Genomic DNA, 21,570 nt, shown 5'->3' with positions numbered 1-21,570 from the left:
CGCCATGTAGGCGGTTTGTTTTTACACAAAATAAATCAATTATTCTAAGCCATCTAAATAGCGGTCAGCGTCAAGTGCAGCCATACAGCCTGAACCTGCAGATGTGATTGCTTGGCGATAAACATCATCAGCAACATCACCCGCAGCAAATACACCCGCTACAGATGTCGCTGTGGCATTGCCCGCAGTACCGCTGCGTACTTGAATATAGCCATTACGCAGTTCAAGTTGATTTTCAAACATTGCGGTATTTGGTTTGTGACCAATCGCTACAAACATACCTGATACGTCAACCTCTTGAGTTGAATCATCTTGGGTAGACTTAATACGTACAGAGGTCACACCAGAATTGCTGTCACCTAAAACTTCATCAACTTGATGGTTCCAGATGATCGAAATTTTACCTTCTTTAACTTTTTCATTGAGATGGTCTTGAAGGATTTTTTCCGAACGTAATTTGTCACGACGGTGCACAAGGGTAACGTGTGAAGCGATATTGGAAAGATATAGTGCTTCTTCAACGGCAGTGTTACCACCACCCACAACCATGACTTTTTGGTTTTTATAGAAGAAACCATCACAAGTTGCGCAAGCACTTACACCTTGACCCATATAAGCCTGTTCAGACTCAAGCCCTAAATATTGTGCTGTTGCACCTGTTGCAATAATTAACGCATCACAGGTGTACTCGTCCATATCGCCTTTAAGCACGAAAGGGCGTACCTGAAGATCAACTTCATTGATATGATCGTATAAAATCTCAGTACCAAAACGTTCAGCATGCGCTTGCATACGATCCATTAATGCAGGACCAGTTAAACCTTCAGCATCACCAGGCCAGTTCTCAACATCAGTCGTGGTGGTTAATTGACCGCCGAGTTGCATACCTGCAATTAAGGTTGGTTTTAAATTTGCACGCGCTGCATAAACAGCAGCACTATAACCAGCAGGACCAGAACCTAAAATAATTAACCGAGAGTGACGAGCGCTCATGAGTCATCCTTTTTTATGAAAAATATAGAAATTGTTTGAATTATACGTGAAACTTTATCAAAGTTGTGTGGCTTCAATGTCGATAATATTGATCATCTAAATCGAATTGAGCTATATAGAATAATCAAATAATATTGTTTGGCATTTTTATAGAAATAAAAGCTTAAATTTCTAACAATGCTTTACAACACAAGTAAATAATAGTGCATCTTTTTTTTAAGAACAGGTGCATAATATAAAAATTTCTTCTCTCAAGAAAGCTGATCAAGCTTCAGAAAAGAGTAATTTGAACAATTGGTTACAGGATAGTATATGACTGCGGTGTCAAATGTTTATGCACAGCGCTTTTTAACAACAATATTCTTGATTTCATTTGGGATATATCTGTTCCTTGCAACAGTCACATATACTCCATTTGATCCAGGCTGGATGCATATTTCGAGTGATACACAACAGGTTTCAAATGCCAGTGGTGTAGCGGGTGCTTGGATTGCTGATTTGTTGTTTGGTTTTTTAGGTTGGGCAAGTTTACTCATTCCTGTATTTATTTTTATAGAAGCAGTGCAAGTGTGGTGGCCACGAAGTTTTGTGAGTCGCCCGTTTCGTTATGCTGCTCAATTTTTTATTTTGCTTGCGACCTCAAGCCTATTGTACTTGCTTTGGAATGTACCAGCAGACACATTAGCCAATGCTTCTGGTGGAATCATTGGTTATGAACTTGGTGAAAGCCTATCTCAACTGATGAGTATTTATGGGGCAGTTGTATTTATTTTGCTCTTGCTCGTTATTCTATTTACCTTAGCATTTGGTATTCAATGGAATAGAACGTGGGCAACACTAAAAGCCACGCCTGCTTATTTACAAGATTTGTTTTATAAAAATGTTCCTGAAAGTGAATCTGCTTTTGATTTGACCTCACCGCAGAAAAATAAAAACCATGCGCATACGCATAAAGCTGAACCAATAACAGCTCAAGCTGAATTTGTCGAAGCTGATGATCAGGCACCAGCAAAAGAGCATTTGATTGTTAAAAATAGCAAACACAATCAAACTGCAGAACGCTTATTTGATGACATGATTGAGCAAGAAAATAAAACTCAACATCATGTTCAATTTGATCAAGACGATATTGATGATTTGGAATTAGAGCGGACTTTAGAAAAAGCACATCGTCTAGAACAAGACAGTCAACGTACTGTTTCATCTGGTGAAGTATGGAAGGCCTTACATCAAGATCAAGACCATAATCGTGATATTGATGCCTTGATCAAAGCGTCAGAAGATCAAACTGAAGATAAATATGCAGATCATTTGCCACGCGCGCATCAACATGATGTAGATCATGTGCAGATCAATAAAAAATCTTCGCTTGATTGGGATGATGACCAAGTGTTTGATGAACTGTTGTCAGTTGTACCAAATGGACAAACTGCCACAGATATCCATAGCCCATTTAATACCGCTACAGCACAGACTCAAGCTGAAGCTGGTTATGTAGATACTGCTGTTCAGGGTGGGCTAAGCTTTGCGAGTGGTGTCGCAGTAGCGGCAACTTCAGGCGTGGCAATACAAAATTTAGCCAATGAATTAGATGAGCTGGCATCACTTGCAGATGAGGAGCTTACTGAAAGCCCAACTGCGTACCAACAAAATCAGCAATCTGTAGATGTTCGTACAACCAGTAATTATGCGCAATCTACGCCATTTACCCGTGCCAATATTCAAACCAATTTAAATGCTTCAACCTTGGTCAGTGAAGAAGAAAAGTCTTTAATTGCTGCAGATAAAGATGCATTTAGAGATGCTTGGCAAGAAACTGCGGGTAAACCTCAAGACGAATTGCAAAGTGAGTTTGCAGAACTTGAAGATGATTTCGACTTAGATGCACCATTAACAGATGCATTTGGTCGTCCGATGTCACGTGCAATGCAAGTTGCAAATAAGCGTCGAGACTTACCAACATTGCCAGGCTATGAACTGTTAGATAAAGTCGATCCAAATAAAAAAGTCAACTTTACCGCAGAACAATTGTCACGTTTATCTGAACTGTTAGAAATTAAACTTCAAGAGTTTAATGTCAAAGCTAAAGTCATCGAAGCCCAACCTGGGCCAGTGGTTACACGTTTTGAGTTAGATTTGGCACCCGGTGTAAAAGCCTCGAAAGTGACCAATATTTCCCGAGATTTGGCACGTTCTATGTCAATGGCATCTGTACGTGTGGTTGAAGTGATTCCCGGAAAGCCTTATATCGGGATTGAAGTACCGAATAGCAGTCGTGAAATGGTACGTCTGATAGAATTACTGGAAACCCCTGTTTTTAAAGATCCAAATGGTTTGCTTTCAATGGCAATGGGTAAGGATATTTCAGGTAATCCTGTGATCACTGACTTAGGTAAAGCGCCGCATATGTTGGTTGCGGGGACAACAGGTTCAGGTAAATCAGTTGCTGTAAACTCAATGATCCTGTCGATGTTGTTGAAATATACACCTGATCAATTGCGTTTGATTCTGATCGATCCAAAACAATTGGAATTAGCGAACTACAATGATATTCCTCATTTATTGACACCTGTTGTGACTGACATGAAAGATGCTGTCAGTGCATTGAATTGGTGTGTCAATGAAATGGAACGTCGTTATAAGCTGATGTCTTTTTTAAAGATCCGTAAATTAGCCGACTATAACCGTAAAGTGGAAGAAGCCATTGCAAATGGTGAGGATCTTATTGATCCGACTTGGAAACCAAGTGATTCTGCGACTCAAGACCGAGCGCCACGTTTGCAACCATTGCCTTCGATTGTGATTGTTGCCGATGAATTTGCCGATATGATCATGCAAGTAGGTAAAAAAGCAGAAGAAATGATTACCCGTCTGGCACAAAAGTCTCGTGCAGCAGGAATTCATTTGCTGTTAGCAACGCAACGTCCATCAGTAGATGTAATTACTGGTTTGATTAAAGCCAATATTCCAACCCGTGTGGCTTTGCGTGTAAACAGTAAAATTGACTCCCGTACCATCCTAGATGGTGGTGGTGCAGAAGATCTCTTGGGCCATGGTGATATGTTATTCCTCGGTCCGGGTAAAATTGATCCTGAACGTGTACATGGTGCGTTTATTTCCGATGATGAAGTCAACCGTATTTGTGACGCATGGCGTGAACGCGGTGAACCGAATTATGTCGATGAAATTCTCACACCGTTCGATGAAGAACCGACCACGCGTGGTTTTGAAGATGGTGATGGAGATCCGAACCGTGATGCACTCTATGACCAATGTGTTTCATTTGTCTTAGAAACACGTAAAGTGTCTGTATCTTCACTGCAACGTAAGTTTAGCTTAGGTTATAACCGTGCTGCCCGTATTGTTGATCAAATGCAGGAGCAGGGTATTGTCAGTGAACAAGGACCGAATGGTAAGCGAGATATTTTGGTCTAATTTAAACAGTTTGCAATGAGCTTAGGCTCATTGCAAACTGTTTAGGCTATAGAAATAGTCCGAGTAAATACAAGCACCAAAAAATAGAAAATAACACGATAAGTACCATTTGAGCTTTACTAAATTTCTTTTGTTCAATGACCACAAATTGATTGGATTGTTGTTTGGCAAAATTGAGAGCCTTAAATGCAGGTATTAGAAAAATGAAATTCAATACAGTAATCAGATCATAAGGTTCAGGCAGTTTAATCAGTACTGAAAAAACAATAAATCCTATAAACATCCAGCCTGATGAGAAATTTTCTGTATATCCTTGTTGCTTGGCATAGTTATTTATTTTTTTTAACAAGGGGTAAAGGAAAATAATATAAAGGACTGTCCGAAAAGCCGGCATGATGTCTAATTTGTCTTTTTGCATAAAGAAGCGCCATGCTTTAAACATCCACCAAATCAGATATAAACCCATCGTCAAAAAACATAAGAGCATAAATTTATTGATGCTGATGATCTTTTGCACTTCCATGGAATGATGTGGTGCTTGCTCAATGAGCGTGGTTGAATTTTTTTCTAAATTAAGCATGATTTATTTTTTAGTTAGGTTTTAGTTTTTGATTATAAAGATAAAATAATATTTTCTCCAATAATTAAAATCCGTCTTTTTAAAAGATCGTTAATTTTTATTTGTGATGTAGATTCATTGACGTTCAGCCTAAAGGATTTTATTGAAGTACAGATATCGATGGAAAAACATGAATTTTCACACTAATATAAATCTGTCTCGCTGAACGGAATCTAGTCCATGTTGATCGCATTATGTACGTTAATCTTTATTCATTTTTGTGCCCTGATTACGCCAGGCCCTGATTTCTTTCTGGTCTCGCAAACCGCAATTAGCCGTTCAAGAAAGCAATCTATTTTTGTGGTTTTGGGGATTACCGCAGGGGTGATGTTTTGGGCTTTTTTAGCTTTGGCGGGGTTGAATATCATTTTTGAAAAAATGGCATGGTTAAAGCAGGTGATGTTGGTTGTTGGTGGGATTTATCTGTGCTGGTTAGGCTACCAAATGCTTAGATCAGCTTTGAGTAAGAAAGAAAATGTATCACAGCATCATTTTGAGTTACCACAAAACAATCTACGTTTTTTTCTCAAAGGTTTCTTAACCAATTTATCAAACCCGAAAGCGGTGATTTATTTCGGTAGTGTATTTTCAGTGTTTTTAGCCAATCCACATTTAGATGGTGTGCATTCATTATTATTTATAATTGTTTCCGTGGAAACGCTGATCTGGTTTAGCTTTGTTGCCTTTGTATTTTCATTACCTAGCTTTAAAGCCGCTTACCAAAATGCCTCAAGATGGATTGATGGTATCTCAGGTGGAATCTTCACGCTCTTTGGTGCATATTTGATTGGTCATCGCTAAAAGCATGCTCCCAAATTTAAAAACCTGCTTGAAGCAGGTTTTTGTGCTCTTATTCGGAAATAATTTTTAAATTATTCCACGTCTTTGGTTAATTGATAAAGTTCAGCATTTGGACCCTCAATCTTTTCACCCGTTGCAAAACTACGTGCTTCTAAGATATTTTCGCCAACAAAGTATTTGCGGTTATCTGCATTTTTATCTAGACCGATAATCGATCCAGATTCATCAAAACTAAAATGACCTTGAGTTTTAAATTCTTTGCCTTCACCTTTAACCCCTTCATATTCTTCAGTCAGTTCATAAGTGTGATCTGATTTTAGGATGAGTTTGGTTTTGATTCCTGAGCAATCAGCACACGGAAGCAAACCTTTGTATTCACCAGCCCAATCCAAGCTATTTTGAGCATTATGTTCTGAATCAATCGTTGGGCTTGCTGCTTCATGCGATGCAGCAGCCTGTGTTTGTGCTGTCGCTTTGATATCCTCTGATGCATTATGAGTCGGTTTAGAACAAGCGCTTAATGACAGCGCTAAAATAGACATAACGAAGAGCGTTTTTTTCATAACATAACCCAAATGAATAAATAATTATATGTGAATGATTTTATCCAGAATATAAATTATCTCCCTGATATGAAATGTGAATTATGTAAGAAATTGCTGAGTAATGTAGTTCGATGTTAAAAAGTTAGGCTATTATAGGTGTTCTCTTAGTGTGCTATTTTAAGTATTCGAATCTATGTCTCATTTGGCTGAATATGTTGCTCGTATTTACAATGAAAAAAACGACAATCAAAAAAGCAATGATCAAATCAAAATTGAAAATGTCACTTTGCAATGCGAAAAAAATTATGAGCAAGATATAGAGATCACTCAGACCACCAAAATTTATACATTTTCAGATGGCACACAATTGAAACAAACCATAGAACAAGACAATCAGTTGTTTGAAGTGGAGTCTTGTCTAGAAAGCTGGATTGAATATCAGGTCATCCAGCAGTCAAATGCGAATATTCAGCCACAAAAAATTCATTTTGATAATCATTGTCGTGAATTACATTGGATTAACTATTTTAACCAAACGAAAAATTGATATATGCAAATTCATTGCAGAATTCAATCAAAACTGAATATTTACTGACAAGTTTTGCAATGAATTAATTTTATACATTTATATATTAATTGTTGTTTTTCTATACAAATTAGATTTTTATCTGATCTATTGGTTGTTACAATCCAGCGCGAATTCTTTATGTTTTGGTGTGCTGGGTGTTTGAAAAATTAGCTGAACAAAGTTTGGGCTGGATGGGATGGCAAATTGATAACCATTGGGATTTAAACATCGACCAATGTGTCATGATTGCAGCGCCGCATACCAGTAATTGGGATGCACTCTATGCACGTTTAGCACTGAAAGCTTTGGGTGTTCATGTGCGTATTACCATTAAAGATAGCTATATGAAATTGCCTTTTGGACCTTTTGTGCGTGCTATGGGTGGAATCGGGATTGATCGCCGTCCCAAGCAGGATGGCGAGGAACGTCCAAGTATGGTTCAACTGATGAGTGAGCTGTTTAAGACACATCCTAAATTGGTGATGCTGGTGACGCCAGAGGGAACGCGTGCAAAGCAAGAACAGTGGAAAACAGGCTTTTATCATGTTGCTACCAGTGCTGGCGTACCTATAGCACTGGCGTATATGGATTATAAAAACAAGAAAACTGGGATTGGTAAAATTGTTTATCCAACTGGAAATTATGAACAGGACATGGCTGAAATCATGGAGTTTTATGCTCAGATCAATCCGAAGCATCCAGATTTATTTAGTATAGATACCCGATTTATTCCAGAAGCTGAGTTTTGATTCGATAGCATCTTTGAAAACTCAAATACAATGAATTTAATTTTGATATGGGAAGGGTGATTTGGCACATTCCCATATTTTATTGAGGTTAAATATTTGCTGTTGTTCAGCTGATACAGCATCTGCACATTGACATATTATTTTATAAATAACCTATTTTTTAGCTCAATTAAAATACTACTTTAATAATTCAAAAGATCTACATCGTTATTTAAGAATTACTTAATTTTTTAAAATGTCGTATATAAATAAATTGTTGAAATTGGCTTTAAGTTGAAAACAACTTAAAGCCATGGTGTAAATAATTCTAAAAGTTAAATTCAACATTTATTGGGCATAGACAGGGATAACAAGATGAATAATAGCGTCTATTACAATGCAAAATTTCATACCGTGAATCAACTGCAACCTTGGGCAGAAGCCATGTGGGTAAAAGACGGTAAAATTTTAGCGATTGGCGATCAGAATGAAATTCTGAGTTTGGCAGCGGATGCTGAGAAATATGATTTAAAAGGGAAATTGGTGATGCCTGGCATCCATGATGCACACACGCATCTTTTAAAAGCGGCACTTCTTCGATTGGAATATTCTTGCCAATTAAATGATCCGCAAACCTTGCAAGAATTGGCACAGCAACTCAAAGCGTATTGGGAAAAATATGCCTCCAAACGAACATGGATTTTTGCCGGGCTCTATAACCCATTGATTTTTACTGCTGAGCTACTGACACGAGAATGGTTAGATCAAGTCATTCCAAACGTGCCGATTGTGATTCATGATTTTTCATTTCATAACGTTATGGCGAACAGCCAAGCACTACATCTTGCAGGTATCACGCGTGATACACCGAGTACGACCCGCGCAAAAATTGAAAAAGATCCTATAACAGGTGAACCCACTGGAATTTTGCGTGAAGGTGGATGGGTGAAATTATATATGGTCGCACCCACAGAGACAGATGAGGAAAATAAGTTCGCGCTTAAAATGGCGGCAAGTATATGTAATCAATATGGTATTACTTCAGCACAGGAGGCTTCAGCAACAAGGTCATTTCTGACAGCAGCTAAATCTTTGGATGATGACGATGAGCTTACATTGGATTTGATTTGTCATATTCCTTGGAAAGCAGAAATTATGTCATTGAGTGATCGTGAAGAAGATGAAAGGGTAATCGCAGAACGAGCGCAATATGCGTCAAAACGTGTCATGGTGAATGGAATCAAAGTGATGCTAGATGGTACATCTATGGCACCCACCTTTAGCCATGTGCCCTTAGATCCGATTTCAGATGAACCTATTACTTATAATTTACTTCTCGATTCCAATGAACTCACTAAAAAAATTCGTGAATGGACCGAAGAAGGTTTGATCGTTAAATCACATTGTACCGGTTATGGTTCTGTGCGTATTGGTTTAGACAATTATGAAAATGCCAACAATGTTGAACGTCAAACAGGGCAATTTCATGATATTGCACATGCTCATTATGTTTCTGCAAAAGATCGTAGCCGTTTTGCAGAATTAGACATTATTGCTGAAATGTCCCCCGCGATTTGGCATATCCCAGAATATCAGCAAGCGCTTGGCAAAGCCTATGATTTCCGAACTTTGTATGATGCTGGTGCAACCATGACGATTGGTACAGATTGGCTTTTGCCACCTACGCCAAATCTTTTTCCCGCACTGGCAGGTATTTTACAGCACGGAGATGAAAGTGTGCCTTTGGACGTGGCAGTCAGGATCATGACCTTGAATGGCGCAATTGCTGTTGGGCATAGTCATCGTACTGGGAGTTTAGAAGTGGGTAAGGAAGCAACATTTATTGTTTTGGATCGCAATATTTTTGAATCAAGCCCTGAAGAAATTGCTGAGACTCAAGTCATCACCACAGTATTACAAGGTCAGCATGTGTTTCAGCGTGCTAATTAATCTACTGGGTTAAATTATCGTTTATGTGCGTAAGGGAAGACATATATGAGCGGAATAAAACGTATTCCTGTGACCTTACTGACAGGTTTTCTGGGGAGTGGTAAAACAACATTGCTGCATCGTCTGTTGGCCGATGATCGCATGGCGCACACGGCAGTGATTATTAATGAAATAGGTGAGGTTGGCTTAGATCATTTATTGATAGGCCGACTTGACGATGACATTGTCTTGCTAAAAAGTGGTTGTGTCTGTTGTAGCATGAAAACAGAACTTTCAGAAACACTTAAACTTCTTTACTGTCGTGCTGAGGCAGGAGAAATTCCTGTTTTTGACCGTGTTATTGTCGAAACAACAGGTATGGCCGACCCAATTCCCTTGCTTAAACTTTTGCTAGCAGATGAAAGTGTTGCGACTCTATTTAGTGTGCAAACTGTGATTGCTACGGTTGATACGTTATTGTCCTTAAATGTCCCGCATCAGCGGACGGAGAGGCTACGTCAAATCGCTGTTGCAGATAAAATCATTTTAACTAAAACAGATTTGTCGCATGCCTTTACAACATTTACCAAGCGCATCCGTACTCTGAATGCGAGTGCTGAAATTATTGATGGTGCGGATGTGGCGGCTGTTGCTTTGGTTATTTTTGATCGTGAAAAGTATCCAGTTACACGTAATTTACCTGATTCGCAATGGTTTATGCATCAAACAAATCCTCAAAACGCTTTCAATAACGCACCGCATCATAATATTTTTACCTTGTGTTTATATGCCAACCAAGCTTTGTCTTGGGCGCGTGTGACCTATTTTCTTCAGAAGCTGGCACGACTTTATGGCGTGAACTTGCTCCGAATCAAAGGATTGATTCAGGTAAAAGAGTCGTTACGACCTGTGATATTACACGGTGTTCAACATTATCTATTTCCCGAATCTTATCTAAATGCGTGGCCTGATGATGACCTCAGATCAAGAATAGTGGTCATTTTTGAAGGGGAAATTCATCAACAGATCCAAGCATTATTTGATGCCATTGTGCTTGAGCCAATGACCACATAGCAGAACGCCTGCACCCATAATCCTCAGCATTTTCAATTGCGCAATTTAGGCGTAGGGGGATTTGCATCTTAAAAAAAAATTTGGTTGATCGTAATTTTTTAACGATTTCTCTATTAGGAGACACTCATGGAAGACAAATATGTTCACTCGATTGAACAACATACCATTCAGCAAATCCCATTAAATGCGCGATACGGTAAGGCTCGGGATCTATTCACACTTTGGTTTGGTGGAAATTTGATGCTACTGACGTTTGTGACAGGATCAGTTTCAGTCACCATTTTTCATCAATCTTTTGTCTCTGCTATTTTAAGTATTATTCTAGGGACGCTTATTGGTGGCATCTTTGCCGCACTCCATGCCGCTCAAGGACCGCATCTCGGTGTCCCTCAAATGATTCAAACCAAAGGGCAGTTTGGTGCATATGGTGCGCTTCCAATCCTTGGAATCGTGGTCATCATGTATGTCGGCTTCCTAGCTTCAAATGCGACGCTGGCTGGACAAGCCATGAATTTGCTTATTCCCTCATTCAGTCAGTCATCTGGCATATTATTTACTTGTGTCGTTGCAGTGATCGGCACAATCGTTGGTTATCGATTAATTCATCTATTTACAAAAATAACTTTTGTGATCTCTGGTTTGGCTTTTTTGGCAGCATATGTGTGGGTGTTTTTTATTCAAGGTTTACCTGCAGACTTTTTCGCGCGTAATTCTTTTTCAGCTACAGGTTTTCTCGCTACGCTTTCGATTGCTGCACTGTGGCAGATCGCATATGCACCCTATGTCTCTGATGCTACTCGTCATTTACCAAAAGAAACAGGGGCAAAGGCAGCGTTTTGGGCGACATATTGGGGATGTGGATTGGGTACCATCATTCCGATGTGTTTGGGGGTAACAATAGGATTGGTGACACCGAGTGGAGATGTTATCGCTGGGATGGTTGCTTATGTGCCTAAGATGGGGAGTGTGTTTATTTTGATTTTGGTCATTTCCATATCAGCGATCAATTCAATGAATTTATATTGTGGTGTACTGACTTTAATTTCTTTTATCCAGACATTTATTCCATCATTTATGCCATTGGCTAAGGGGCGAATTGTGATTTCATTTTTGTTGATTGCTATTGCGCTGTGGATTGGAATCAAAGCATCCAGCAACTTTCTGCCCATATTTATTAATTTTATTTTCTTGCTCATCTACGTACTTATCCCTTGGACGGCTGTGAATTTGGTTGATTATTACTGGGTTCGTCATGGGGAATATGATGTTGATTCGTTTTTTCATCAAGATGGAGGAATCTATGGAAAATTTAACCTCATGGCCGTTTCTGCGTATATTTTTGGTGTCATTGTTCAAGTGCCTTTTATTGCGACAGACTTGTATACAGGTCCTATTGCCAAGGCGCTTGATGGTGCAGATGTTTCATGGGTTATCGGTCTAATTTTAACCTCTATTTTTTATTTGATGGGGATCAAAATTTTTGGTATCAAAGACCATTCATACAAGACTAAAAACTAAACTATGGCATGGCAATTGTGATGGGGCAGAAATCATATCACTTTGCCTATATTCGGTTTGCTACAGCCACTATTTTTACTGCTTCTAAGGCTGTTTGATCATCAGATAAAATCTGGATATGAGATCGCTATATTTCACTAGGGGGCGTATTTAAAAATTCAGTAGCACAGGATGAGGGCCTAGGCAATTTTAAAAATGAACGCTGCTCATCATGATTTACGTTTATGATTTTAAAACACAATCATTTAAAACACGGTATTTTTAAGATCATAAACGTTTTGCAGTATTCAAAAATAATCGGCTTATTTAGCGTTGCTTGTTGTTGAGCGTTGCACACCGCCAAGGGATTCACAGGCTGTTTTATAAATATCGTATTGTTGTTGAACCACTTCATCGAGAGGAATTTTAAATAATTCATCTCCAGATTTATAGCGATCGACGTACTCAGTGGCTTTTTCTTTACTCACCGCAAGTGAGCGTTCATGATAAGTATTAATTGAACTGTGGGCCAATTCTGCTGTTTCAATATTATTACATTGAAATTGGCTGAGCAGTTTTTCCGCAGTTTTAATTTCACTAGATGTGCCAAGTACACATCCTGTTAAGAGAATACTGGCACTTAACAAAAATGAGTTTTTCATCACAGATATTTAAGAAAAATGAGTGGCGGAATTGTAGGATGAATCGGTTATTAAAAATAGAGCCGCTCGGATATTGTTTTCATTTTAGCAACCAAATGCTGAATAAATAGCCAGCGAAATTTATTCAATTTTCTCTCTATTTTGCTAAAGCAACGATGTCAGCAATAAGAAACAACCTGAGGCAAATAATAAACTCAGCACCAATTGTTTAAATTGTTTTTCTGATATTTTATAAAACATTTGCGCACCAATCAGCGCAGGAATACTCACTGTAAGAATGATCAGTGCAAAATAGGGGAGATGGACCTTGTGGATGGTTCCTTGGCAGAGATAAATAATAATCGTAAACAACTGAATCGCAAAATTAAAATGTCTTAAAATATAACGCTGTTGTTGTTTAGGCAGATTTTTAAGCATCACCCAAGCTGATGGTGCTGCGCCACAAAAACCACCAAGACCACCTAAAATACCGCCAATAAAACCAATGCTTCCATCTGCAAGTTTTCCCAATGCTTGAATACGAGGAAACACAGGGGCAAAGAACATGGTCGGACACCAAATCACTAAAAATAATCCAAGGATGGTCTTAAAGGTATTTCCATCAATGAGGTGTAAAAGATAGGTACCGAGAGGTACACCGATTAATCCTGCAATGATATAAGGAAGCACTAGAGAAAACGGGAGTTGATGTTTTTGTTCTTTTCCCAATGCAATGATATGGCTCCATAGAGAAGCAAACACCACTAATGGCGCTGCCAGTTGTGGCGGTAATACCCAAATCCAAAAAGACATCGCAATCAAGGCAAAGGCAAAACCAGTTAAACCTTGGACAAAGCCTGCAATCATGGCACCGAGAATAAAAATAAACCAAGTCATTTTAAACTAAACAGAACTGGATAGGATTTGAGCATAGCATTGAGATAAGCAATATTGGTTGAATCAGCTGATTTTAAAAGAAATCGTGAGTTTCCATCATGACTTATTGAGATAAGCATATCTGTATCGTTAACATCTATACCATTAAAAACGATCAGGTCTATTAGATCATGAATAAAAATCCATCCAATAAAAAGCCTCTGATGACAGAGGCTGGTAATTAAGGGATTATGAGGTCAGTTCTATTAGTCATTGCTTGGTTTTAAGGATTGCGTTAAACCATTAATATCTCCGCCTTTAATGCCTAACTCATTCATTAAGCTATCAATCAGTGGGGCTTGAGAACGATAGCGCAGCGCACTATTGACCACTTGATCAGACAAAGCGATTTGATTTTGTTCACCAGATTCACTTGTTGTATTGGAACCTGCCATAGCGCCTAAACCATTGACTTGAAGAATCTTGATATCATCAATATTTTCCATTGGTTTAACACTTTCACGAATGATTTCAGGCAAATATTTCAATAAAGCTAAACGAATTTGCATCTCAACTTGTTCTGTTGAAAGCACGTTATTGGCTTCATTGACTGCACGCGTACCTTCAGCATCAACTTGATATTGCTTTTCTTGTGCCGCAGCAAGCAACATTTTTGCATCTGCTTCACCTTTGGCTTTTAAACGTATTTTTTCAGCATCCGCTTGTGCTGCAATACGCACTGCTTCAGCATCATCTGCAGCTGCTTGCTTAGCGGCTTCTGCTGCTACGGTAATCGCAATCGCATCTGTTTCCGCGACTTGCTTTGCAGCCACCAATTCAACGGCTTTTAAACGCTCTGCACGCTGAGTTTCACGAACAGTTGTCACTTCTTCTTCCGCTTTTACCGCTTGTGCACGTGCTTGGTCAGCCAACGCTTTGGCTTCAGATTCAGCACGTGATTTTTCAGCAATTGCAATCGCACGATCTTGCTCGGCCAATTCAATGGTTTTCTTCTGTTCGACTTGGGCTTTTTGGATCAACTGCGCTTTTTGAATATTTTCATTTTCAACATCACGTGCAGACGCAATACGCTTTAATTCTACTTCACGTTCAGCAGCAATTTGAGCTTCTTCTGCTTCACGTTTTTTTGCGGCTTCTTGTGTTGCAATTTCTGCCGATTGCTCAGCTTTACGAATGGCGATTTCTCGCTCTTGTTGAAGTTTTGCATATTCTTCTTCGCGTAGAATTTGCAAGCGCGCTTGTTCTGTTTCTAAGTTTTTTGCTTTAATGGCTAAGTCATTGTCTTGTTCAATGTCATTGCGTTTTTTACGGCGGTCTTCAATGGTTTCAGTCAGTTTGGTTAAACCTTCTGCATCGAAAGCATTTTGTGGGTTAAAATATTCAAAACTGGTTTGGTCTAAACCTGTTAGTGAAACCGTTTCTAATTCTAAGCCATTTTTAAACAGATCTTCAGAAACTACTTGTTGAACTTTTTGAACAAAATCAACGCGTTTTTCATGTAGCTCTTCCATTGCCATTTCAGCGGCAACAGCACGCAGTGAGTCTACAAATTTACCTTCCACCAAATCTTTGAGTTCTTGTGGTGACATGGTTTTTTTACCCAAGGTTTGGGCAGCTGTTGCAATAGATTCAGCTGTTGGTTTAACCCGTACATAAAATTCAGCCATCACATCTACACGCATACGGTCACGAGTAATTAACGCTTGATCTGTGGCACGTTTGACTTCAAGACGAAGGGTATTCATATTGACGGGAATCACTTCATGTAAAACTGGCAATACAATTGCACCGCCATTTAAAATGACTTTTTCACCGCCAAAACCAGTACGGACAAAAGAAACTTCTTTACTTGAGCGTTTATACAGGCGGGCGATAATAACCCCGATGACAATCAGTGCCACCAATATAATACCTGCTAAAACAAGGATTTGATATAAGTTTGAATTCAACATTTTATTATACCCAGGTTTGTTATTGAAAAATTAAAGTGGCGTTGCTTGAAAGCCTAGTTTTGTTCTTTGTGTCAAAATCACACTTTGACCTTGTTGAAAGATTTCATCTAATTCTGGTTCAACCAAAATATAATGTGTCTGTCCAAATTGATCGATGACTTTGGCTTGTGCAGGGTAGTTTTGTTTTGCTTCACCTAAAATAATTTGAGCTGTACGCCCAATCAGTTCATCACTGTGAATCGCAGTGGTTTCATCTTTCGGTAAAATTTTTGCAACGAGTGCTGCACACACTCGGACAATTGGCATAGATAAAAAAAGACTGGCTGGCGCAATCAGCCAAATAGAAAAATAATTTCCAGTGAAATTGAAAAATATACTTTGCACAATAAAACCAAATAGCGCATAAACAGTCAGAAAAATGATCAACCAAACCAAGACCGGGACACGGCCAAGATAGAGCCAATCTAACAGTTGCACTAAAAGGTTGTGATCTGTATGGATGTCTAGATCCGCATGATGGGTTTCTAACAGTTGATCTGGAATAAATTGGTCTAAAAAACCTTGTGAGGTTGAACCAATAATAAGGAGTAAACACTCCACAATACCCAATAAAAACATCAGGCACAGACTGACACTAAACAGTAAGTTGGATGAGTGTGTAAATAATTCCCACATATTGTTCTACTCAAAATTATTGTTGCGCGTTTTTATAAATAAAATTTTTAATTTGAACTGAATAATTAAATGATCATCAGTTAATTCAATTAATAAATTAAGTTTATCGGTTTTGTCGTAGTATTGCAACAAAATATTTTATTATATTAATTAAAATCAATATCTTATAATTTAATATATTCTTTTATATTTTGAAAATTGCTTGAAAAGTAATGCTTGCATTTTAGCCAACTATTCCTTATAACTGATTGAGTTTACAGAGGGAACTGAAGACAAAAAAATACGCAATGATTGGGGTGATCACTGCGTAGAACAACGAATCTGCTTTCACAGTTCGGTTAAGGAGAAATGTTATGAACTTTGGGGATTGTTCATAACTTAAGTTTGATAGTAGAGGTTCCCCTCTGTAAATTCATTGGTATTCACGTAAACAAGTGTTAAATCTCGTAAACATGATTAAAATGTGAACAATATCAACTAAAAACAAGATGTTAATCAATGTTTTTAAACATATTATTTAAAATAAATAAATTTTGCGCTGCATTTTCCCGATTAATCTTTTCTCTGCTTTTTCATGCAAATGAGACAGTTTTTATCAGCTATTTTAGTTAAATTTGCTATCGTTCAAAGCTTAAATTGCAGCTTTCAAAAGTGCTGATTAGTCTATGCTATTGAACTCAATTTGCTATATCGCATCATGTTTGAGTATGCTGATTGAGACTTAGAAATACGATTTTAAAAATCGATACGCTATAAACTGTGATTTAAGGCTAATTATTTACTTTTTAAGGAATTTATATTGTTATCGTAACGATTATACAAAAAACAAAACAACAGCATTTTTTGTGAATTTTAATTCAAAAATTATATTAAAGATTTCGTTCTCAATTTTAGTTCTGGTTTTGCTTGCAATCATGCCGTATTTTTTCATAATAGCCTTTCCTGTCTTGATTAGCTTTTTACCATGTCACCATTAGAAATATTCGCGGTTATTATCAGTATTATTGGTGTCACATTGACGATTAAGCGAAATATGTGGTGTTGGGTATTTAACTTCTTTGCCTTTGTTTTATATGCCTATTTATTCTTTGAATTTAAATTGTATGGTGAAACAATCTTACAAGTGTTCTTTATGGTGGTGAATTTTTATGGTTTTTATCACTGGCTAAAAGGCAAGCAGCAAGATCAAGAGATTCAAATAGAGCCCATTGCTGTACAAACAGTGATTCTGCAAATGATCATCGCTGCTGTTGGAGGGGGAGTATTTGGGTTATCGCTGCACTATTTTACTGATGCTGCTTTGCCTATGTTAGATTCCCAACTGGCTGCATTTAGTTTATTGGCAACCTATTGGACCAGCCGTAAACATATTGCGACTTGGGTGCTTTGGGTTTTTGTTGATATCGTCTATGTAGGGATGTTTATGTACAAAGAATTATTCCTAACAGCTGCTTTATATGCAGCGTTTGTTGGACTGGCTGCATTTGGATGGTGGCAATGGGAACAGGTTAAAAAGAAACAATCGGCGAGCATGTATAAAGGAATTTAACATCATTATTTAAGGGGCTGCCATGATTATTGATTTTGTTCAAATACAAAAACAAAAGTTTGAAGAAATTGTTGAAAGAATCATGGCTCAACCTGAGCAATATCTCGACTTTGATTCAGTCTCTGATTTTTACAAAGCCCCATGGTTAGATCAGTTCCCACAGGGCACAATGTGGAGCACTTCTGGTTTGGATGATGGCGCAGAAGAATTTTGTATTCAGATCAAATATAGAGCGCTGATTTTTAATATAGAAATTCAATCAACGTCTATCGGTTTAAAATTTAACAGTAAAACTATCAGAGTTTATAAAAAAATATAAAGCCAAGTTTTTTGGTTAAGCCTTTGAAAAAATATTTTATTTAAATCAAGCTTAAAACTGAATTCAAATGATTTTTGGGTGGTGCTGACACATTGATGTGTGCACTGAATTTAAATGACCATATTGATGGTGTGCAGTTTAAAACAGTATGACAATCAATACAGTGATTCAGGCCAATCTCATTGGATATTTCCAGTTTTGATTCTGCTAAAATGATGTTTCAAATTGTGAGCTTTAAAATTGATTTTTTGAGTATGTTTAAATATAGGTTAAAAATAAATTAGGATAAATTAACAAGAAAACCGATTAAGGCGACATATCTTATTTTAAAAGTGCTTGTATCCAGCTATGCGTATATGTCCAAATAGGCTAAAGGTTGACGGATATCACCAGTAAAAGAAAAATAATTCCATTCGGCCAAAGCATGTAAGTGGAATCCTTTTTTTTATTGAAATATTAGGAAAAATTTAAAGTTAAAATTGATAAAATAAGCGTGATAAAATGATTGTTATTTGGAAAATATTTACAAATAACATAAAGGATTAATATCCTAAGCTTCAGGTTTATTTAGAATAAAAATCTATATTTTTGAAATACACTTACATAAAATTACTAGAGTGTTATATTTAAGTGATCAATACAGATAAATAAAACAACGGATAGAAATTCACAATTTTATGGAATAGTTATTATATGGAACAAAAACATAGAGCGGCGATACAGTCCTCAACGGAACACTTCACACATGACGTCATGATCATGAATTGGAGTAATCTTAAGAAGTGTAGCCTTGTGCTCCTCTTGGGAGGTATTGCTGTTTTATCGTGGATTGTCTGGTGGTTTTTTAGCAACAGTCAAGTTGAATTACAAGCTTGGATTAATCAAGATTTTTATCCAACCTATATGAAATTATTATCTTTAGCCGCACTGGGTTTTTTTGCACTTATTTTTATTATTCGTGCTTTAAGTAAAATTTCTATTTTTGAAATCATAATACCGTATATAACCGTCGCATATTTTGGTCTTATCTTTGTTTTTGGCGCACATTGCATCGGGATTTTTAGCCCAGCATCAAGTGCAGGTTATGTCAGCTTAGTCACGGTGGCACTGGTATTATTTGAACGAAAAGTGGTGTATCTAATCGTCATTCCAATCACTTGTTTTATGTTGATCAGTCTTGGATTAAGCCTGACGAATAAAATGACTTATGCACCAATTTTTAGTGAACACTTACAATCCATGTCGCTATATAAAAATACATTTTGGGTATTTTGCATGTTGTATTTTTATATTCCAATTTTTTTTGCAAGTCTGGTTTTATTCGAGGTTCTTTTAATTCAATGGCGCAAAAGAGAGCAAATGATCCAGCAAATTAGCGTTCTAGATCCACTTACAGGCATTTATAACCGAAGGCGGATTGGTGAGAATATTGATCTATTAAAACAGCAGCAAAGTTCTTTTGCGATCGTGTTGTTAGATTTAGATTATTTTAAGAGTGTTAATGACCAGTATGGACACGATATTGGGGATGCAGTTTTAAAACAGGTTGCAAAAATTTTGACTGAAAATATTCGTGAACAGGATGTTGTTGGACGATTTGGGGGTGAAGAGTTTATTATTCTCATAAGTAATGGTGCATTAGAAAGTGCACTGAGACTTGCTGAGAGATGCCGTCAAGCAATTGAAAAAGAAGAAATACGATTAGATCATCAACAGACGCTCAAAGTGACGGCAAGTTTTGGTGTTGCAGTATCAACGAATCCTTTTTTAACAACAAAAGAGGAGTTGATTCGTCAGGCTGATCAAGCCTTATATCTGGCAAAAAACAATGGGCGTAATCAGGTTTGTCATTTCTTTGAAATAGAGCTTACCCATTCATTTGGATACAAACAACGCGGTTAAACCGTTTCAAATTTTTTGCGATAAACTACACTTGTGATAAGGGTAATTAGACAAAGCACAACAATATAGTACACAGCACCAATATCGCGATATAAACTCAACCACTGTACCAATGGTAGGGTTAAGCCACCTGCAATTGCGTATGCAACATTATATGAGAATGAAATTCCTGAAAAACGAATTGGGGCGGGAAACATCTTGACCAAGCTATAGGAAACCACACCGACTGTGCCAGAAAATAGCCCCAGCAACATGTATAACCCGAAGATCGTTGAATGAGCGGCATGCCCTAAACTGTAATAAAAAAGACCTGCAGTGATTGCCACACTAAGAGATCCTAAACAAATTACGCGCCCAGCACCAAAACGATCAGCCAGCAGACCTGCCAATATACAACCCAACATTTGCATCAGAATTGCCATGCTTTGCATTTGAAATGCATCCGCACGTGGAAAGTTAAAGGTGGTGGTCAGTAAATTTGGGGTAGATAGGATAATCACCACAACACAACCGGTCAAAAACCAAGTAAACAGCATTCCAATGACAACGGCAGATTTATGGGATGCCAAAACTTGCTTGATGGGTAGATCTTTTGAGAGTTCTTTACGCGCTTGCATTGCTTTAAATACAGGGGTTTCTTTCAGATAACTTCTTAGATATAAGGCAATTAATCCAAAAACTCCGCCGACTATAAATGGGAGACGCCAAGCCCAAGCATGGATTTCTGCTTCGCTAAACTTAAGTGAAATAAACAGCGACATCAAAGCGCCCAGTAAGATCCCCAATGACAAACCAGCGGTAAGCAAACCATTGGCAAAACCAATTTTCTTTGTTGGTACATGCTCTGAAACAAATGTCCATGCTGCGGGGATTTCTCCACCAATCGCAATGCCTTGAACCACGCGCATCAACAACAGTAGCAGTGGAGCAGCTAAACCAATGTCTGCATAAGTTGGCATTAGACCGATGAACAAAGTAGGAAGTGCCATCAGTAATATGGATAAACTAAACAGGCGTTTACGTCCGACGAGATCACCAAAATGTGCCATGATCACTCCACCTAACGGACGGAAGAAATATCCTGCGGCAAAAATTCCGTAAGTATTCAGCATTGCCCAAAAAGGACTTAAAGAGCTGGGAAAAAATAGTTCAGCAATGATTTTTGCGTAAAATACATAAATGACGAAATCATAAAATTCGAGCGCACCGCCCAGAGAAGACAATGCAAGGGTTCTTTTTGCTTCCTTATTGAGGCCCAATTTTTCGTCCATGATGATGCTATGCCTTAAAAGAGATATTGAATGTGAATGTAATCATTTTAATTGACTATTTTTTACTTAAAAAATCAATATTTATTTTTACGCATTATACTTATTTTTATAGGTGATCGAGGCGATTTAAAAATCATTTTTGCTTTAAAAGCATTGCGATAAGCTAGATTCTAAT

18 protein-coding genes are annotated in these 21,570 nt (G+C 37.8%); 10 read left to right on the top strand and 8 right to left on the bottom strand.

Going from position 1 to position 21,570, the window contains the following annotated elements:
• Positions 1-39 precede the first annotated feature (39 nt).
• Entirely contained in the window at positions 40-993 is a 954-nt protein-coding gene (gene trxB / locus MTO68_RS18675; RefSeq protein WP_244013902.1) for a thioredoxin-disulfide reductase, read from the bottom strand.
• 312 nt (positions 994-1,305) lie between these two features.
• On the opposite strand from trxB, the gene MTO68_RS18670 reads away from it, so the two are divergent.
• Positions 1,306-4,428 (top strand): DNA translocase FtsK, encoded by a 3,123-nt coding sequence (locus tag MTO68_RS18670; protein WP_244013900.1) that lies wholly within the window; start codon positions 1,306-1,308, stop codon positions 4,426-4,428.
• Positions 4,429-4,474: 46 nt separating this feature from the next.
• Here MTO68_RS18670 and MTO68_RS18665 read toward each other — a convergent pair whose 3' ends face one another.
• Complete coding sequence (locus MTO68_RS18665) at positions 4,475-5,008, bottom strand: hypothetical protein (protein ID WP_244013898.1); 534 nt, start codon at positions 5,006-5,008, stop codon at positions 4,475-4,477.
• Between the two features lie 219 nt (positions 5,009-5,227).
• On the opposite strand from MTO68_RS18665, the gene rhtC reads away from it, so the two are divergent.
• The gene (gene rhtC, locus MTO68_RS18660; RefSeq protein ID WP_034614094.1) at positions 5,228-5,848 is read left to right on the top strand and encodes a threonine export protein RhtC; all 621 of its coding nucleotides are present in this window, start codon (positions 5,228-5,230) and stop codon (positions 5,846-5,848) included.
• 71 nt (positions 5,849-5,919) lie between these two features.
• On the opposite strand, the gene MTO68_RS18655 is transcribed toward rhtC, so the two are convergent.
• On the bottom strand, positions 5,920-6,411 hold the full coding sequence (locus MTO68_RS18655; RefSeq protein WP_004817543.1) for a copper resistance protein NlpE: 492 nt from the start codon (positions 6,409-6,411) through the stop codon (positions 5,920-5,922).
• A 175-nt stretch (positions 6,412-6,586) separates the two neighbouring features.
• Between MTO68_RS18655 and MTO68_RS18650 the strand changes: the two genes are divergently transcribed.
• The 5 genes from MTO68_RS18650 to MTO68_RS18630 all read left to right on the top strand — a co-directional run bounded on the left by MTO68_RS18650 (position 6,587) and on the right by MTO68_RS18630 (position 12,210).
• Positions 6,587-6,940, top strand: a complete 354-nt coding sequence (locus MTO68_RS18650; RefSeq protein ID WP_244013897.1) for a hypothetical protein — start codon at positions 6,587-6,589, stop codon at positions 6,938-6,940.
• Positions 6,941-7,116: 176 nt separating this feature from the next.
• A complete protein-coding gene (locus tag MTO68_RS18645; RefSeq protein ID WP_004817539.1) occupies positions 7,117-7,710 on the top strand; it encodes a 1-acyl-sn-glycerol-3-phosphate acyltransferase in 594 nt (197 codons plus the stop codon).
• A gap of 354 nt (positions 7,711-8,064) precedes the next feature.
• The gene (locus MTO68_RS18640) at positions 8,065-9,639 is read left to right on the top strand and encodes an amidohydrolase (protein ID WP_244013895.1); all 1,575 of its coding nucleotides are present in this window, start codon (positions 8,065-8,067) and stop codon (positions 9,637-9,639) included.
• Between the two features lie 45 nt (positions 9,640-9,684).
• Positions 9,685-10,692, top strand: a complete 1,008-nt coding sequence (locus MTO68_RS18635; protein ID WP_244013894.1) for a GTP-binding protein — start codon at positions 9,685-9,687, stop codon at positions 10,690-10,692.
• Positions 10,693-10,818: 126 nt separating this feature from the next.
• Entirely contained in the window at positions 10,819-12,210 is a 1,392-nt protein-coding gene (locus MTO68_RS18630; protein WP_244013892.1) for a cytosine permease, read from the top strand.
• Between the two features lie 302 nt (positions 12,211-12,512).
• Here the strand turns inward: MTO68_RS18630 and MTO68_RS18625 are convergent, their stop codons facing one another.
• From MTO68_RS18625 to MTO68_RS18610, 4 genes are all read right to left on the bottom strand, one after another.
• Complete coding sequence (locus MTO68_RS18625) at positions 12,513-12,851, bottom strand: hypothetical protein (protein ID WP_034614080.1); 339 nt, start codon at positions 12,849-12,851, stop codon at positions 12,513-12,515.
• Between the two features lie 144 nt (positions 12,852-12,995).
• Positions 12,996-13,727 (bottom strand): sulfite exporter TauE/SafE family protein, encoded by a 732-nt coding sequence (locus MTO68_RS18620; protein ID WP_004817531.1) that lies wholly within the window; start codon positions 13,725-13,727, stop codon positions 12,996-12,998.
• Between the two features lie 245 nt (positions 13,728-13,972).
• Entirely contained in the window at positions 13,973-15,679 is a 1,707-nt protein-coding gene (locus MTO68_RS18615) for a flotillin family protein (RefSeq protein WP_151803199.1), read from the bottom strand.
• A gap of 30 nt (positions 15,680-15,709) precedes the next feature.
• The gene (locus MTO68_RS18610) at positions 15,710-16,354 is read right to left on the bottom strand and encodes a YqiJ family protein (protein WP_004817527.1); all 645 of its coding nucleotides are present in this window, start codon (positions 16,352-16,354) and stop codon (positions 15,710-15,712) included.
• A gap of 964 nt (positions 16,355-17,318) precedes the next feature.
• Here MTO68_RS18610 and pnuC point away from each other — a divergent pair.
• The 3 genes from pnuC to MTO68_RS18595 all read left to right on the top strand — a co-directional run bounded on the left by pnuC (position 17,319) and on the right by MTO68_RS18595 (position 20,124).
• Positions 17,319-17,903: a nicotinamide riboside transporter PnuC gene (gene pnuC / locus MTO68_RS18605; protein WP_244013890.1), complete on the top strand. Its 585-nt coding sequence runs from the start codon at positions 17,319-17,321 to the stop codon at positions 17,901-17,903.
• Between the two features lie 22 nt (positions 17,904-17,925).
• The gene (locus tag MTO68_RS18600) at positions 17,926-18,222 is read left to right on the top strand and encodes a hypothetical protein (protein WP_244013888.1); all 297 of its coding nucleotides are present in this window, start codon (positions 17,926-17,928) and stop codon (positions 18,220-18,222) included.
• Between the two features lie 759 nt (positions 18,223-18,981).
• Positions 18,982-20,124: a GGDEF domain-containing protein gene (locus tag MTO68_RS18595; RefSeq protein WP_244016003.1), complete on the top strand. Its 1,143-nt coding sequence runs from the start codon at positions 18,982-18,984 to the stop codon at positions 20,122-20,124.
• Here the strand turns inward: MTO68_RS18595 and MTO68_RS18590 are convergent.
• Positions 20,121-21,395, bottom strand: coding sequence for an MFS transporter (locus MTO68_RS18590; RefSeq protein WP_244013886.1), 1,275 nt, complete (start codon positions 21,393-21,395; stop codon positions 20,121-20,123). The genes MTO68_RS18595 and MTO68_RS18590 overlap by 4 nt on opposite strands.
• Positions 21,396-21,570 lie beyond the last annotated feature (175 nt).

Origin of the sequence: Acinetobacter sp. NyZ410 (assembly GCF_022828975.1) — a bacterium.
GTDB classification, from domain to species: Bacteria; Pseudomonadota; Gammaproteobacteria; order Pseudomonadales; family Moraxellaceae; genus Acinetobacter; species Acinetobacter guillouiae.
This window is presented reverse-complemented; position numbering and strand designations above follow the sequence as displayed.

What these genes read in the sequence shown, in the direction of transcription:
- MTO68_RS18670 (WP_244013900.1), top strand. Translation starts at nt 1,306, where the DNA reads ATGACTGCGGTGTCAAATGTTTATGCACAGCGCTTTTTAACAACAATA.
- rhtC (WP_034614094.1), top strand. Translation starts at nt 5,228, where the DNA reads ATGTTGATCGCATTATGTACGTTAATCTTTATTCATTTTTGTGCCCTG.
- pnuC (WP_244013890.1), top strand. Translation starts at nt 17,319, where the DNA reads ATGTCACCATTAGAAATATTCGCGGTTATTATCAGTATTATTGGTGTC.
- MTO68_RS18625 (WP_034614080.1), bottom strand. Translation starts at nt 12,851, where the DNA reads ATGAAAAACTCATTTTTGTTAAGTGCCAGTATTCTCTTAACAGGATGT.
- MTO68_RS18630 (WP_244013892.1), top strand. Translation starts at nt 10,819, where the DNA reads ATGGAAGACAAATATGTTCACTCGATTGAACAACATACCATTCAGCAA.
- MTO68_RS18615 (WP_151803199.1), bottom strand. Translation starts at nt 15,679, where the DNA reads ATGTTGAATTCAAACTTATATCAAATCCTTGTTTTAGCAGGTATTATA.
- trxB (WP_244013902.1), bottom strand. Translation starts at nt 993, where the DNA reads ATGAGCGCTCGTCACTCTCGGTTAATTATTTTAGGTTCTGGTCCTGCT.
- MTO68_RS18640 (WP_244013895.1), top strand. Translation starts at nt 8,065, where the DNA reads ATGAATAATAGCGTCTATTACAATGCAAAATTTCATACCGTGAATCAA.
- MTO68_RS18600 (WP_244013888.1), top strand. Translation starts at nt 17,926, where the DNA reads ATGATTATTGATTTTGTTCAAATACAAAAACAAAAGTTTGAAGAAATT.
- MTO68_RS18610 (WP_004817527.1), bottom strand. Translation starts at nt 16,354, where the DNA reads ATGTGGGAATTATTTACACACTCATCCAACTTACTGTTTAGTGTCAGT.
- MTO68_RS18635 (WP_244013894.1), top strand. Translation starts at nt 9,685, where the DNA reads ATGAGCGGAATAAAACGTATTCCTGTGACCTTACTGACAGGTTTTCTG.
- MTO68_RS18665 (WP_244013898.1), bottom strand. Translation starts at nt 5,008, where the DNA reads ATGCTTAATTTAGAAAAAAATTCAACCACGCTCATTGAGCAAGCACCA.
- MTO68_RS18655 (WP_004817543.1), bottom strand. Translation starts at nt 6,411, where the DNA reads ATGAAAAAAACGCTCTTCGTTATGTCTATTTTAGCGCTGTCATTAAGC.
- MTO68_RS18595 (WP_244016003.1), top strand. Translation starts at nt 18,982, where the DNA reads ATGAATTGGAGTAATCTTAAGAAGTGTAGCCTTGTGCTCCTCTTGGGA.
- MTO68_RS18590 (WP_244013886.1), bottom strand. Translation starts at nt 21,395, where the DNA reads ATGGACGAAAAATTGGGCCTCAATAAGGAAGCAAAAAGAACCCTTGCA.
- MTO68_RS18620 (WP_004817531.1), bottom strand. Translation starts at nt 13,727, where the DNA reads ATGACTTGGTTTATTTTTATTCTCGGTGCCATGATTGCAGGCTTTGTC.
- MTO68_RS18650 (WP_244013897.1), top strand. Translation starts at nt 6,587, where the DNA reads ATGTCTCATTTGGCTGAATATGTTGCTCGTATTTACAATGAAAAAAAC.